The organism is Megasphaera hominis, from assembly GCF_014269395.1.
Classification (GTDB): domain Bacteria; phylum Bacillota; class Negativicutes; order Veillonellales; family Megasphaeraceae; genus Megasphaera; species Megasphaera hominis.
In genome coordinates this window covers 1-14769 of the sequence record NZ_JACOGK010000018.1, presented here as the reverse complement: position 1 = coordinate 14769, position 14769 = coordinate 1, and the positions used below count along the sequence as shown (strand labels likewise).

Genomic DNA, 14769 nt, shown 5'->3' with positions numbered 1-14769 from the left:
TCCCTCGTTTAGATTATAAGAAATTTTCCAGACCAAAGGTCAGGCCCGGATAGGAACCGACTTTCTTTACAGCCAGGATAACGCCCGGCATAAACGACTTGCGGTCGATGGAATCGTGACGGATCGTCAGGTATTCGCCATAGCCACCAAAGAGTACCTGCTGATGGGCTACATAGCCGGGCAGGCGCACACTGTGAATGGTAATGCCGTCAACCTTGGCACCACGGGCACCGTCGAGACTTTCGTGGGTCTTATCTGGTGCCGGTTCGATACCGGCTTCCTTGCGGGCTGCCGCAATCTGGTTCGCCGTCATGATAGCCGTACCGGACGGAGCATCTAGCTTGTTATTGTGATGCATTTCAATGATTTCTACATCCGGCAGATACTTGGCCACTTCTGTAGAAATTTTCATCATCAGTACAGCACCGAGGCCAAAGTTGGGCGCAATGAAAATGCTGGTTTTCTTGGCTTCAGCCAGTTTACCCAGTTCCGTCCGCTGTTCTGCCGTCAGGCCTGTCGTGCCGACAACCATATTTACACCATGTTCAATGACCGTTTTCGCATTTTCGAAAATGGCTTTAGGCGACGTGAAATCGACGACGACGTCCGGTTTTAAATCATCCAGGGCCTGGCCCAAGCCTGCGCGGATAGGCATGCCTAACGTGCCAAGTCCGGCAAATACGCCTGCATCTTCGCCAACGTGCGAAATACTGACGCCACCGACCAGTTCCAATTCTTTATCATCATACACGGCTTTTACTACCTGGCTACCCATACGGCCGTCTGCCCCATTTACGAGTACCTTCAGCATATTATCACACTCCTTGCCGGCAGATTCTGATGCCACACGGCAACAGTGATGTCCGCCTTACTATAAAATAAATGAATAGCTGTATCTCTCATCGGCGCTGCGAATTCATAGTATCAGTGCAACAGATACATAAAGACTATCCCTTTACATTATGCTAATTATAAATATAGCACACATTGACACGCTTTACCAATTATTTTTACCTTTTTCGTTGCAGTTTTCATGCAGGAAAAGCATCATCTTATCAGCATTTCTGATCGTTGCCCCGTACTTGCTCTACTAACTGCCGGGCAGCCTCTAAACTGGCCTCACTCGTATCATCACCGGCAAACATACGGGCAATTTCCCGGACGTGCTCTGCTTCGGTAAGGCAACGGACCCGGGTCAGCGTACGGCCTTCCTTTTCTTCCTTATAAATGAAATCGTGATGATCGGCAATGGCCGCCGTCTGTGGCAGATGGGTAATGCAGAAGACCTGGCCGCGGTGTCTTAATTTGCGTATTTCTGCAGCTACCTGAAGACCAGTCTGACCGCTTATACCCACGTCTATTTCGTCGAAAATAACCGTGCGGCCATTATTTTGATTGGGATTCGTCGTCTTCAAGGCTAAGGCAATACGGGACACTTCCCCGCCGGAGGCGATTCTCGCTAAGGGCTGCATCGCTTCGCCTGTATTAGCGGAAAAATACAGCTCAATATTGGCTGCCCCGTCCGCTGTAATAGCCTGCATCGGTTCGATATGAAAACAAATGCGGCTGTTGATGAGGCCTAGCCGTTGCAGCGTGTCTTCCATGCGCTGGCGGAAGTCCGTATCCGCAGCCTGGCGCAGTGACAACAGCTCATCGGCCTTGCGGCGCAACGCTTTTTCCTTTTTCTGAATGGCTGCTTCGAGTTCGGCCAGCGTACTTTCCGACTCGGCCAAACGGCCATACTCATGCTTGGCCTTTTTGAGAAAAGCAAAAATTTCTTCAATAGTAAAACCATACTTACGTTTCAGCTTTTCAATGGCAGCCAGGCGGGACTGCATTTTGTCTAAGGCCTTTTCATCGAAATGGAAGGAATCGGCATAGCGGGCAATCTGATCATGCACATCTTCCAGCTCGTACGACAGGGTTTCTGCCCGTTTTGCCAATTCCACAAAGGCCGGTTCATAGGCAGAGGCCTTTTCAAGACTGCGATGGACCGCATCGATCTGTTCCGTCAGACCTTTCTGCCGCTCGCCGCCTTCAAAGGCAAACAAGGCCGTCCGCAGCGTATCCTTAATGTGTTCGGCATGGGAACTCTTGTTGATTTGTTCTTCCAGTTCCTCATCTTCCTTTTCTTTTAGCTGGGCCCCTTCAATTTCCTTGATCTGAAAATCATAAATGCTTAAGAGGCGGGCCTTTTCCTGTTCGTCCTTTTGCAGGTGTCTGGCTTCCCGGCAAAGCCTGGCCCAATCCTTGTAGAGATCATCGTATTCTTCCCGTGCCTGTTTTAGGGCCGGTGTGAGGCCATCGAGGATCTGCACGTGATAGGCCGGGTCAAAAATCAGCTGGTTATCAAACTGGCCGTGAATATCCAGCAAATAGGCGGCAATACGACGCACGACCGTTACCGGTACGAGCGTGCCATTGACCAGAATGGAGCCACGGCCGTTACGATGAAAGCGGCGGGAAATAATAAGCTGTCCGTCTTCCCATTCAATGTGATTTTCTTGTAAGAGCTTGGACAGGTCACCCTTTTTATCCAAAAAAAAGAACGCTCCCTCAACGAGGAATACGTCTGTACCGTGCCGGACGAACGACGCGGAGGCCCGTTTGCCACTCAGCATACCGATGGCGTCCAAGAGAATGGATTTCCCGGCGCCGGTTTCCCCGGTGAGGATCGTCACGCCATCGGCAAAGCTAAGGTGCAAATCTTCAATGAGAGCAAAATTGTGTATATGCAGCGACTGCAGCATACGGCATCAGTCCTTCATTAAAGAAACGATAATTTTAGTAATTTTCGGTACACTATCGGGATTATTGGTAATGATCAGAATCGTATCGTCGCCGGCAATGGTGCCAATTACGTTTTCCCATTTAGCCAAATCAATGGCCGATGCCACCATCGATGCCGAACCGGGCATGGTGCGGACAACGATCTGGTTCAGGCACGAATCGACGCGGACGATCGAATCTTGGAACAGGCGGGCTACACGGTTTTTGGACATGAGCATGCTTTGTTCCTGGCTCAGAGCATAGCGGTAGTGGCCATCGCTCGTCGGTACCTTGACCAGCATGAGTTCTTTAATATCACGAGAAACCGTAGCCTGAGTAACTTCAATACCTTCTTCCTGTAAGGCCTTGGCCAGTTCTTCCTGTGTTTCAATCGGACGGGACTGCACAATTTCTTTGATTTTCGTATAGCGGAATCTCTTCATAATTACCCTCTTTTCTGTATCATATATAAAATCGGCGGAAAATGTATCTGGTTAAGAGGCTGCCAGGAGGATACATCAAACTCCTTCTGGGGCAACTTCTGTAAAAACGAACGGACAGCCTCAGCCTCGGCAGCACCTGTTTCTGTGCCGGGGTACGCTGCTATCATAATTATACCCATTTTCGCAATTTTATGCAAGCCTATTTTTATTGCTTTTATGGTAATTTCACCTTTTGTGCAAAGAGAATGATCACCTGACGGCAAATAGCCCAAATTAAAGAGGATAATATCCGCTGTTTCCTGCAGCTCTTCCAGGAGCTTATCGTGCGATCCCTGCTGCAGCTTGATCTGAGGGGACCACAGATTTTCTGCGGCCAGCCGTTTTCGCGTCGCTTCAATAGCCTGTGCCTGCAGATCAAACGCATAGAGCGTCGCTTGTGGCGACATATGGCCGGCCAAAAAGGCTGTATCATGTCCGTTGCCACAGGTCATATCTACGAGTACGCGTGCTGTCGGAATGTATGGCTGTAACAAGGCATGTCCTACATATACGGCATTTTTTAAAGGATACTGTTCCATTAGCCCTTCCCCATTAATTTTGTAAAAAGATTCTTATAAAAATAATTTTTATTAAAGCGGATAATCTTTAGCACTTTATCCGATTCATGAATATGAATGACCATATTCTTAGTAAATTCCTGGTCCATCATACCATCTACAGAAATACGGATGCTGTTGCGGCTGTTAGCAACGGAAAGGCTGACCGTATCGGTATTGCTCAAAACCAGGGGCACCTTGAGAAGCAAATGAGGACAAATAGGGGTAACCATGAGACAGTGCACATCCGGTGAAATGATGGGGCCGCCGGCAGAAAAGGTATAGCCTGTAGAGCCCGTCGGGGTGGAGATAATCATGCCATCGCTGGGATACTGCTGAATAAAATGACCGTTAATACTCATATCGATACGGATCATTTTGCCTACATTGCCATGGCCGATGACCACATCATTCAGTGCTTCCGACAAGACCTGGACAGAGCCATCTTCATAGGCCAGTTCGGAGTGAAGCATCATGCGCTTTTCCAAGAAATAGCGGCCTTCCAGGATATCACAAAAGCGTTGTTCCAGATTCCGTATTTCAACTTCGTACAAAAAGCCCAGGGAACCGAGATTGACTCCGCAAATGGGGATATCCGCTGCCGCAAACTGGCTGGCTAATTTTAAAATCGTACCATCTCCGCCTAAGACAAGAGCCACATCAATGGTATTCAGGAGCGGCAGATGGGGCAGCAAATGAGATGCTTCTACGTGGTGATAAAAGTCTTGTGTACTCTGTGCGACATAGGCAGGAAGATAATAATTTTGCCCATATTTTTCGCAGAGATCTATTAATTTCTTTACAATCTGCGTACTCTCTTTTTTTACTAGATTAGGAAAAATACCGATCCTCACGTTATCACCTACATTTTATGCGATATGTCTACTATTTCGTCTATGATTTCATCGGTTATGTCATTGTGACATAGTTCATCTTTACGGCTGAAGAGCAGGTATTCAATGTTGCCATCTGCCCCTTTAATCGGAGAAAAGGTCAGCTGTAGCGGCGATAAGCCGCAGGCAGCAATACCATCTGTAACGTGGCGGATTACCTGGCGGTGTACATCTCTGTCCCGCACGATACCGCCATTGCCAACGTGTTCCCGGCCTGCTTCGAATTGCGGTTTAATGAGCGTCACCATAGAACCGCCTGCCTTTAAGAGAGGTGCTACGGCGGGCATGATTTTTAAAAGCGAGATGAAGGACACGTCGATCGAAATGAAGTCGACAGGTTCGCCAATATCTTCCGGTGTCACGTTGCGGATATTGGTCCGTTCCATATTGACTACCCGTTCATCTGTACGCAGTTTCCACGCCAGCTGGCCATACCCTACGTCGACAGCGAAGACCTTAGCCGCCCCGTTTTGTAAGGCACAATCAGTAAACCCCCCTGTCGAGGCACCGATATCCATCATCGTGACGCCTTCTAACTGCAGGGGAAATTCCTGCATGGCTTTTTCTAATTTCAGACCGCCCCGGCCTACGTAAGGAATGGGATTGCCCTTGACGAGAATGTCGATATCGGCCGGCAGCTTCGTACCGGCTTTGTCACACCGCTGGCCATCGACAAATACGAGGCCCGCCATAATCGTAGCCTTCGCCTTTTCCCGGCTTTCTGAAAGGCCCCGTTCTACGAGAAGGACATCGAGTCGTTCTTTATGCTGCATATCATCCCCTCCTTATTGTACGCGCGTCAGCATAGAAAGGACGAGGTCGCGCAAAAGCCAGGCCCGGTCGCCCAGGGGTTCGATAGCCGCAGCAGCCGCCTGCGCTGCTTCGTCTGCCAGGCGCTGCGCTTCCGGAAGGGAAAAGAGTGTCACATACGTAGCCTTATCATTGCGTTCATCGCTGCCAATGGGTTTGCCCAGCGTCTTTTCATCACCTGTAAAATCAAGGATGTCATCTGTAATCTGGAAGGTCAGGCCCATATGGACGGCGTAATCCGATAGCATTTGCTGTTCTTCTGCCGTGGCATCACCTAAGATAGCCGCCAGCTCAATGGCTGCCTTAAAAATAATGCCTGTCTTGGCATGATGCAATAGCTTTAAGCCGGATAACCCAATAGATGCGTGCCCTTCGCAGGCTAAATCGTAAGCCTGGCCGCCTACCATGCCGGCCGGGCCGGCAGCTTTGGCGAATACAGCGATACAACGGTTGAGTTTGGCTGCATCCAGGTGCTTCTGACGGGCCATGAGTTCAAAGGCGAAGGTCAGCAGCCCGTCGCCTGCGAGGGTAGCCAGCCCGGCACCATAGACAACATGATTGGTTGGTTTGCCCCGGCGCAGATCATCATTATCCATACAGGGCAGATCGTCGTGAATCAGGGAATACGTGTGTACACATTCGAGAGCACAGGCCAGATCCAGATAGGGCTGTGCGTCTTTCCCCAGGACCTCCAGCACGGCCAGAAAAAGGATCGGACGCAGCCGCTTGCCGCCAGCCAGAAGGCTGTAATTCATGGCTTCGTATAAGCTCGCAAATTCCGGCGTTTCCGGCTGGAGCAATTCTCTCAGGCGCTGATCAATATACGTCTTTTTTTCCTGCATGTATTCTTTGAAATTCATAAATCCAAGGTCCCTTCTTCCGTTGTACCGGAAAGCGTATGTTCCGCCTGCACATCGGCCAAAGCCTGTGCCCGTTGTCTGGCATATTCCAGCGCGCTTTCACAGGCCTGCGATAATTTAATAGCCTTTTCAAACAAATCGAGCGATTCCTGCAGCGTCAGATCCGGCGCTTCCAAAGCCTGGACCATTTCTTCCAGTTTCGCATAATTCGTTTCGAAATTCTTTAATTTAGTGTTGCTTCCTGCCATGTGTGGTCACCTCTTTTACCTCAGTTGTTATGGTACCTTCCGTCACGTGAATGCGCAGGGGTTTATCTACCTGCAGGGCTGACAGTGCCGTAAGGATCGTACCCTCCTGCTCGAGCTGGCCATAGCCCTTGCGTACGAGCTCAGCAGGGTTCATGGCCTTCAGGGAAGCGGTCAGTGCCGCCACCTGTCCGCTCTGGCGGGTAAGGGTCAGATCAAACTGCTGCTTTGCCAGACTGACGAGATGGTCTACAGCCGCCCTTTTCAGCTGTAAAAATTCATCGTACCGCCGCGGCTGCAGCTGGGCTTTCGTCCGCGCCACGTCCCGTTCCCACCGTTCTAAGCGCAGGACAACCGATTGGTAGGCCCGGTCGGCTAAATCGGCTACTTCCATTTGGATTTCCGCAAAATCGGGAAAGGCCAGTTCTGCCGCGTGGGTAGGCGTTGCCGCCCGTACATCAGCAGCGTAGTCAGCCAGGGTCGTATCCGTTTCATGGCCAATGGCTGTAATAACCGGCACCTTCGCCGCATAAATAGCCTTGACTACGTCGGGGCTGTTAAAACACCACAAATCTTCCATAGAGCCGCCGCCCCGTGCCAAAATCAGTACATCCAGAGACGTATCTGCTCCGGCCTTTTTCAGCGCCACGGCAATGGTCTTTTCAGCGCCCTTCCCCTGGACGGGAATGGGCAGCAGACGAATTTCCACATAGGGATTCCGCTCGGCTGCAATCTTATGAATATCATGGAGAACAGCACCCGTGGCCGACGTAAGGACGCCGACAGTCCAGGGGAAGCGGGGAATAGGCTGCTTATGCTCCGGTGCAAAATAACCTTCTTCATAGAGCTTCGCCTTGATTTGTTCGTACTGCTGCTGCAAGCTGCCCATACCCTGGGCAAAGAGCTTTTCTATAATAAAAGAAACGGTACCGCCTTTTTCATATACATTGACAGCACCGATAACGATAACATGATCGCCTTCGCGTACAGTATCCATGGACCGGCCCACACGGCTGCGGAACAAAATGGCCCGGATAGAGCACTGCTCATCATGTAAATTCATATAATAATGGCCATTCGACGCACGCTTCAGGCCAATAATGTTGCCTTCCATAGCTACGCTTTGCAGGCGATAATCCTGCATGAGGTCGTCCTTGATACGCCGTACGACCTCAGTAACAGACGCGTATTTCATGTTCATACGCTTTTCTTCCTTTCCTGCCAGGCCGCCCAAAAAGCAGCGCCTGACGCATTGTCGGCACTAAATCCGTCTTCTGCCAGGAGCAATTCTACGTCATGACGGTGGCAATAGGCAGTTAGTTTTTGACGCAAAAAGCCGTTGCTCATGACTCCGCCGGCAGCGGCCAACTGCTGCATGGCGCTAGCGCCGCATTGATCAAGAAGGATTTCCAGCCCGCGCCATACCGTCGCCAGGGTCCAGGCACTGCAGCGTGCCGGATCCACATCACCTTGGGCAATGGAACGCTGGGCCTGTGATTCGGGACCGGAAAAACTGAGTTCCCCGTCACGGCAAAAGACGTGGCTGCCCTTGACGTGTTCCGTGCACTGACGGGCCAACGTTTCCAGGTGTACGCCTGCCGGAAAGGGCAGGCCCAGGGCAACGCCTACGCGGTCGATAAACTGGCCGGCACTGATATCACTGGTGCCGCCTACACGGGTAATCGCCAGACCGTCCGCATCAGGAACAGCCCGGACCAGATCGGTCGTACCACCAGAAAGATGGAGGCCATAAAAAGGCCGGTCCGGAATGGTATTGCGGCTGCGCAGGACCGCCAGGAGATGGTTTTCCTGATGACTGATCGTATAGAGGGGCACAGCCAGTACAGCTGCCAAAGAACGGGCACAGCCCAAACCGGCCAAAAAGGCCGGCATATAGCTGTCTTCCCGGCGCCGTGGCTGACTCGTGACGGCAATGGCCCGGATCGTATGGCCTGCCAAACGCGGCGCCAGCCGTTCCATAAGAAGAGGCATGTTGCGCGTATGCTGGTAGACCATATTTGACTGGGACAAGCCCCGGCCACCGGCAGAAACAGAAAGGATAATCCGTTCATCGCCGACGATGCGTCCGTCAGCCGTGACGGCACATACAGACGTAGTGTAACAGCTCGTATCCAATCCCAGGTACAGATCCATCAGGCTCGTTCCTTCGTATAAGCGCCCAGAATCCCATTGACGAAACGGGCAGACTGATCATCACTATATTCCCGAGCCAGCACGATAGCTTCATTGATGACAATAGAAGCCGCCAGCCCTGCTTCCTTCGGATAGATAAGTTCGCACAGGGCCAGGCGCATGATGTTCTTGTTCGCCCGGTTAATCTGGGATAAATCCCATTTTTTTGACAAGGACTGAATAATCGCGTCAAATTCAGCCACATGGGCTGTCGTAGTGGTCACCAAGTATTCGCAGTATTCGTTTTCAGCAGCTAAGACTACTTCGTCGTCTGTTTCATCTTCCGCTGCGCCGCTGCGCAAAATTTCATTTTCTGCGTATTGTATATCGTTTTCTTCGTGGAACTCCCGGGAAAAGAGAATTTCCAAGGCCCGCTGCCGGGCTCTATGCCGGGTTCCTTTTGTATGTTTGCTCACAAAAGCCTCCTATTTTTCCTTTAAAACAAGATCTTCAATCGTTACCTGGACGGCCAGGGATTCCGGTTCGCCCATAGTTTCTAAGGCAGTACTTACATGCTGCTGTACCGTAAGGGCCAGTTGTTCCAGATTATCACCAAAATAACCGGCAATATGGACTTCTACTGCCAAGGCTTCGCCGGCACGGCGTACGACGATGCCGCGGCCCCGCGTGCCTGCCACGCCGGGAATCTCCCGCAAAGCCATCGTTACCAATTGTTCATATACCGTGTTGGGGACAATATACTCTACCTGTTCTTCCATTTCCGTCATGGCCGCGCCTCCTCTGCTCCGTCTGCCGGAAACGTGATGCCTGTAACCATGACATTCACTGCACTCACTGTACACCCGGTCAGCCGTTCTACCGCTTCCTTGACTGCTTTTTGCACTTGCAGGGCTATGTCGGGAATGCGGCAGCCACCGGAGACAATGAGACGCACTGTAATTTCTGCTTCATTCCCTGCCAGTACCGTATCGGAACCGCGGCTCAGGCTGCCCCGGCCCAGGCGCTGTGCCGCCGCTTCGGCCAGATTCGCCTCCAGACCGCAGACGTGCCGTATAGATAGGGCTGTTTGGGAGGCAATAGCTGAGATGGCTTTATCTGTAATATGTATACTGCCCAGGGCATTTTGCTTTGTCGTTTCCATGACAGCTCCCTTATTGATAAAAAAGGAGCCGGCGCAAGAAGCATTCTACTTCTTACGACAGCCCCTTGCAAGTTAACTGACCTTATGCTCTGCCAATATAGTTTCCTGTACGGGTATCGATTTGGAGAACTTCGCCTTCGTTGATGAAGAGCGGCACTTTTACGACATAGCCAGTTTCCAGTGTAGCCGGTTTGCTGCCACCTGTTGCTGTATCGCCACGTACGCCCGGGTCCGTTTCTACTACTTTGAGTTCTACGGCAGCCGGCAAATCGATGCCGATAACCTTGCCTTTAAAGAGCATAACCGATACGGTCATGTCTTCTTTCAGGAAGTTAACAGCTGTGCCAAGGCTTTCCTTGTTCAATTCGATCTGTTCGTACGTTTCGTTATCCATGAAACAGTACATGCCTTCATTTTCATAGAGGTACTGCATCTGACGGCGGTCTACATGACCTTCCTGTACTTTTTCGCCAGCATTCCACGTACGTTCAACTACCGAACCCGTTTCCAGGTTTTTAATTTTAGCACGAACAAAAGCGGCGCCTTTGCCCGGTTTTACATGCTGAAATTCGACAACCTGCCATACCTGGCCATCAATTTCAATCGTTACACCTGGTCTGAAATCATTACTCGTAATCATCTTTTAACTCCTCCTATAACAGCTCCATTAATTCTTTGGGTGTTTTAGTCAAAATTTCACAGCCATCAGCTGTAACGGCAACGGAATCCTCTATGCGGACGCCATATTTGCCTTCTATGTACAGCCCCGGTTCTACCGTGACTATCATATTCTCTGCAAGGACACCGGAACTACACGGTGCCAAAACGGGTTCTTCGTGAATTTCCAGGCCTGTGCCATGCCCCAGGGCATGTGTGAAATACTGGGCCCGATCATGTTTGGCAAAGAAATCCCGTACAAGTCCATCAATATCCTTTTTCAGCGCGCCTGCCCGTACGGCAGCAACGCCTAACTGCTGGGCTTCCAAAATCATCTGATAAAACGCTTTCTGTTCATCGCTGGCTTTCCCAACGACGACCGTCCTGGTAATATCGGAATGATACCCCTCCCATACGGCGCCGAAATCAAAGGTCACGAAGTCGCCTTTTTCAATGACCTTGGGACTGGCCGTACCGTGGGGCATGGAAGACCGGACACCGGAAGCGACAATCGTCGTAAACGATTTTTCTTCAGATCCGGCTAAGAGCATATTGCTTTCCAGGCGTGCGCCCAGTTCCTTTTCTGTCACACCGGGCCTGATAAAAGGCAGCAATTCAGCAAAGGCTTTGTCAGCAATAGCACTGGCTTTACGCGTAGCCGCCAATTCATAAGGTTCCTTTACGGCCCGCAGGACGTTCAGGTTTAACCCGGTAAAACGGCATGACGTTTGCGACGCAATCTGTTCATAGGCAAAATGCGTCAGAAAATTGCTTTCGTACAACACGTGCTGTACGCCTGCATCATTCAGCGTCTGCGCCATACACGCTGTCAGCCGGCCTTGGTGGTTAGAAATGGTATACCAGCTTCCGGACTGACTGCCTGCCTGTTCCGTATAACGCGAATCTGTCCAGAGGACAGCCACTTTACTCGTCACAACCAAGGCGCCTTCGCCACCGGTAAAACCGCTAAAATAGCGGAGGTTTTCAGGTTGCATCACGATTATTCCGTCTGCCTGCTGTGCCTGCAAAAACGTACGCAAACGGACGAGTCTTTCTCCAATCATGTTCATCACCTAATTTTTTATTTTACAACTTATCATATCATATATAGTACCCCTTGAAAAGGAAAAAACTGCCGTTTTTTCTCAAATACCCGTCATAGGTGCACAAAAATGCCTTTCTTACGGGTCAGGCTGTATAAAAACGGCTTCTTTTTCCCTTTCCGTCAGGCGGCGCCATTGGCCAGGTGTCAGGCTGGGATCCAATACCAGGGCACCGATGGACAATCGTTCCAGGGCTTCTACGGTAAGGCCCACGGCAGCGCACATGCGCTTGACCTGATGGAATTTCCCTTCCTGTACCGTGATTGTAAGCTCTTGCGCACCACTGGGAACCGCCCGGGCAGGCAGGCAGACGAGGCCATCGTCGAGCACCAACGAGCTCTGAAAACGGGCATCCACATCAGCCGGAATCGTGCCGCTTACAGTCGCCTTATATACCTTGTTTACATGTTTTTTCGGGGCTGTTATGCGGTGGGCCCAGTCGCCGTTATTCGTGAGCAGCAAGAGACCTGTCGTATCCTTATCGAGACGTCCTACAGGAAAGAGGCCGGCACCGGAAAATTCCTGCGGCAGGAGATCAAGAACCGTCCGTGCCATACGGTCTGTCGTCGCCGAAAGGATGCCAGCCGGCTTGTAAAGCATGACATAGGAGAACTCTTCATACAGCACGCGTTCCCCCCGGACGGTGACGACGTCCTGCTGCGGGTCTATTTTGGCACTGCTGTCTTTAACGACACAATCGGCAACACGAACGACACCGCTACGGCACAATTCTTTAATTTCCCGGCGCGTGCCATAGCCGCTGTGGCCCAGCATTTTGTCCAGGCGCATAGTTCCTTTCATAGCTCCTCCTACATGACCGTATGCTGGCTGCCTACCCATTGGGGCTCGTAGCCTGGCATACCTTCTAAATGCTGGGTACAATTCATGAGCGTCATGACGCTGCGATTGCCATAGTATTCAATAATCGTAAAGGCTGTATTATACTGCTGGAAGCACCAGAGTTTGCGAAAATCCAGCTCTAAGAGGCCAAAAAGAAGGCAACGGATGGCCGCACCATGAGAAACGATGAGGACCGAATCACCCTCTGTATGTTGTGCCAGAATTTCCTTTGTCTTCCTCGTAATGCGATCGCGAACTTCCAAAAAGGATTCACCACCGCGGGCTCTCAGTTTTCCTTCTGAGGCATAAAAGGCCTCGATTTCACCGGGCCAGCGTTTTGTAATTTGATCGTATGTATGCCGCTCCCAAACGCCAAAACTAATTTCCTGTAGTTCCGCATAGGTTTGTACCGTCAGCCCATGCGGTGCTGCAATAATTTCTGCCGTTTTTTTCGCCCGCGATAAGGGGCTGGCATAGATACCATCAAAATGGACCGGTTTCATAAAGGTACTGAGACGCCGGGCCTGTTCTAGTCCAGTTTCATTTAAAGGGATATCCGACGATCCCTGGAACCATTGCTGGGCATTTCCTTCCGTTTCACCATGACGAACCAAATATAATTTGATCATACATTACTTCCTTTCTTATAGGATACCGTGCAGGCTGGCACTCATTCCTAAGAGCACTAATTCCGTGAGCTCTGTGACAGCCCCATAGGTATCGCCTGTAACGCCGCCTAAATGGCGTGTAATATACGTGTTAGCTGCCAGACTGGTCAGCATGGCAGCCCCTAAGAGGATGAGATAATACCAGGTGCCGGCAAGGACAGGCACTAAGGCTGCCAAGAAACCCCAGAATAGCGTATGGGCCGGGGCATAGCGGGCAAAGGCTTTGCCCAGCCCTTCTTCGCGGGCATAGGGAAATTCGAGAACACTGATGAGGGTCCCGTAGCGGGCGGCCGCAGGTACGCCTAAAAGAACCACATACGCTAAGGGGCCGTTTACATTAGCGAGAAAGCAAATCTTCAGTATCGCCAGGAGAAAAAAGGCCATGACGCCATTCGCCCCGACACGGCTGTCTTTTAGTATTTCCAGCATGCGTTCACGGCTGCGCCCGGAAAAAAGTCCGTCCGCTGTATCCATAAAGCCATCGGCATGGAGGCCGCCCGTAAGCAAAAACCAGGCAGCTACGATACAAACAGCGAGATAGAGACCGGAAAAGGCAAAGGAAAAGAACCACCAAAGCAGGCAGAGAATGGCGCCAATGACCGTGCCAACTAAGGGAAAATAACACAGGGAACCGCCAAAGGCTTCATTCGTCCACACCGTTTGCTTGGCCAGGTGGATCCGTGACAGAAATTGCAGGGCAATGAGGAAGCGTGTCATGAATGGTCCTCCACCGGCGGCAGATGTACACTCTTGGCTTTTATTTCCGTCGTAATACCGCAGATGCTGACATACACTTCATCGGCGGCCGCTGCCGTTTGCTGATTCAGCAGGCCGAGCAGATCCCGGTACTGCCGGCTCAGAGGTTCCATAGGCACGATGCCCGAGCCCACTTCATCGGTTACGATCACAATGGTCTTTTCACCACTCTGCCTGAGCGTACGCAAAACCAACGCCCATTCATGTTCGGCTTCTGCAATACTGTCTGCAAAAGGCTGCGCTGTACGCTGCAGCAAAAAATTAGATACATAGAGAGTCAGACAATCGATAAGCAAGGCATCGGCATGTGCCAAAATATGATCCAGCTGTCCCAAGAGGCCTGACGGCACTTCAAAGGTCTGCCACGCTGCAGGCCGCCGTGCCTGATGCCGGTCAATGCGGGCTTTCATTTCTGCATCCAACGCCCGGGCTGTCGCTATGTAGGCATGCCGGCCGGGACAGGCAGCCAGGTACCGTTCGGCAAACTCACTTTTCCCGCTGCGGGAACCACCGGTAGCTAAAACTAGATGCGCCATACTGTTCTCCTTTCAAGACAAGATTAGGGATATTATACCACAAGAAAAGGTACTGCCAAAATAAAAACAGGGGCTGTGAAATAACACAGACCCAAATAACAAAGGAGGTCCACCGACTCTTTCGAGTCAGCGGACCTCCTTTTGTGGTAAAATTTACATAACCAATGAAAAATTCAACTACTAATTATTCTAAACCAAAACAGGCAATTTTGCCACTATATATTTCAGATTTTCTGGATATTTGCGATCCGGTGTTGGTTTTCAACAGATTCATGGAGGGAATCAACTTGGAGAAGTA

Annotated in this window: 19 protein-coding genes; all 19 read right to left on the bottom strand. The window is 50.9% G+C overall.

Annotated features, from left to right (window positions below; all coding sequences use genetic code 11):
• Positions 1-13: 13 nt before the first annotated feature.
• Positions 14-811 carry a 4-hydroxy-tetrahydrodipicolinate reductase gene (gene dapB, locus H8J70_RS07035; protein ID WP_186503156.1) on the bottom strand — a complete coding sequence of 266 codons (798 nt, stop codon included), beginning with the start codon at positions 809-811 and terminating at the stop codon, positions 14-16.
• Positions 812-1055: 244 nt separating this feature from the next.
• Positions 1056-2750, bottom strand: a complete 1695-nt coding sequence (gene recN / locus H8J70_RS07030) for a DNA repair protein RecN (RefSeq protein WP_186503155.1) — start codon at positions 2748-2750, stop codon at positions 1056-1058.
• A gap of 6 nt (positions 2751-2756) precedes the next feature.
• Positions 2757-3212, bottom strand: coding sequence for an arginine repressor (gene argR / locus H8J70_RS07025; RefSeq protein ID WP_186503154.1), 456 nt, complete (start codon positions 3210-3212; stop codon positions 2757-2759).
• 2 nt (positions 3213-3214) lie between these two features.
• On the bottom strand, positions 3215-3790 hold the full coding sequence (mnmM, locus tag H8J70_RS07020; protein WP_186503153.1) for a tRNA 5-(aminomethyl)-2-thiouridylate-methyltransferase MnmM: 576 nt from the start codon (positions 3788-3790) through the stop codon (positions 3215-3217).
• Positions 3790-4503 (bottom strand): NAD(+)/NADH kinase, encoded by a 714-nt coding sequence (locus tag H8J70_RS07015; protein WP_222433618.1) that lies wholly within the window; start codon positions 4501-4503, stop codon positions 3790-3792. Before H8J70_RS07015 ends, mnmM begins: the two co-directional genes overlap by 1 nt.
• Positions 4504-4670: 167 nt before the next feature.
• Positions 4671-5474 carry a TlyA family RNA methyltransferase gene (locus H8J70_RS07010; protein WP_186503151.1) on the bottom strand — a complete coding sequence of 268 codons (804 nt, stop codon included), beginning with the start codon at positions 5472-5474 and terminating at the stop codon, positions 4671-4673.
• Between the two features lie 12 nt (positions 5475-5486).
• Positions 5487-6371: a polyprenyl synthetase family protein gene (locus tag H8J70_RS07005; RefSeq protein ID WP_186503150.1), complete on the bottom strand. Its 885-nt coding sequence runs from the start codon at positions 6369-6371 to the stop codon at positions 5487-5489.
• Positions 6368-6619, bottom strand: a complete 252-nt coding sequence (gene xseB / locus H8J70_RS07000) for an exodeoxyribonuclease VII small subunit (protein WP_186503149.1) — start codon at positions 6617-6619, stop codon at positions 6368-6370. Before xseB ends, H8J70_RS07005 begins: the two co-directional genes overlap by 4 nt.
• Positions 6600-7817, bottom strand: a complete 1218-nt coding sequence (gene xseA / locus H8J70_RS06995; protein WP_246415299.1) for an exodeoxyribonuclease VII large subunit — start codon at positions 7815-7817, stop codon at positions 6600-6602. The genes xseB and xseA overlap by 20 nt, the downstream gene beginning before the upstream one ends.
• Entirely contained in the window at positions 7814-8770 is a 957-nt protein-coding gene (locus H8J70_RS06990) for a tRNA (adenosine(37)-N6)-threonylcarbamoyltransferase complex transferase subunit TsaD (RefSeq protein WP_186503148.1), read from the bottom strand. The genes xseA and H8J70_RS06990 overlap by 4 nt, the downstream gene beginning before the upstream one ends.
• Entirely contained in the window at positions 8770-9225 is a 456-nt protein-coding gene (gene nusB / locus H8J70_RS06985; RefSeq protein ID WP_186503147.1) for a transcription antitermination factor NusB, read from the bottom strand. The genes H8J70_RS06990 and nusB overlap by 1 nt, the downstream gene beginning before the upstream one ends.
• Before the next feature lie 9 nt (positions 9226-9234).
• Positions 9235-9537 carry an Asp23/Gls24 family envelope stress response protein gene (locus tag H8J70_RS06980; protein ID WP_186503146.1) on the bottom strand — a complete coding sequence of 101 codons (303 nt, stop codon included), beginning with the start codon at positions 9535-9537 and terminating at the stop codon, positions 9235-9237.
• A complete protein-coding gene (locus H8J70_RS06975) occupies positions 9534-9911 on the bottom strand; it encodes an Asp23/Gls24 family envelope stress response protein (RefSeq protein ID WP_186503145.1) in 378 nt (125 codons plus the stop codon). Before H8J70_RS06975 ends, H8J70_RS06980 begins: the two co-directional genes overlap by 4 nt.
• Positions 9912-9993: 82 nt before the next feature.
• Positions 9994-10551: an elongation factor P gene (gene efp, locus H8J70_RS06970; RefSeq protein WP_186503144.1), complete on the bottom strand. Its 558-nt coding sequence runs from the start codon at positions 10549-10551 to the stop codon at positions 9994-9996.
• A gap of 13 nt (positions 10552-10564) precedes the next feature.
• On the bottom strand, positions 10565-11632 hold the full coding sequence (locus H8J70_RS06965; RefSeq protein ID WP_186503143.1) for a M24 family metallopeptidase: 1068 nt from the start codon (positions 11630-11632) through the stop codon (positions 10565-10567).
• A gap of 117 nt (positions 11633-11749) precedes the next feature.
• Positions 11750-12472: a pseudouridine synthase gene (locus tag H8J70_RS06960; RefSeq protein ID WP_186503142.1), complete on the bottom strand. Its 723-nt coding sequence runs from the start codon at positions 12470-12472 to the stop codon at positions 11750-11752.
• A gap of 8 nt (positions 12473-12480) precedes the next feature.
• Entirely contained in the window at positions 12481-13140 is a 660-nt protein-coding gene (locus H8J70_RS06955) for a histidine phosphatase family protein (RefSeq protein ID WP_186503141.1), read from the bottom strand.
• Between the two features lie 15 nt (positions 13141-13155).
• Positions 13156-13896, bottom strand: coding sequence for an adenosylcobinamide-GDP ribazoletransferase (gene cobS, locus H8J70_RS06950; RefSeq protein WP_186503140.1), 741 nt, complete (start codon positions 13894-13896; stop codon positions 13156-13158).
• Positions 13893-14471: a bifunctional adenosylcobinamide kinase/adenosylcobinamide-phosphate guanylyltransferase gene (gene cobU, locus H8J70_RS06945; RefSeq protein WP_186503139.1), complete on the bottom strand. Its 579-nt coding sequence runs from the start codon at positions 14469-14471 to the stop codon at positions 13893-13895. The genes cobS and cobU overlap by 4 nt, the downstream gene beginning before the upstream one ends.
• Positions 14472-14769: the final 298 nt, after the last annotated feature.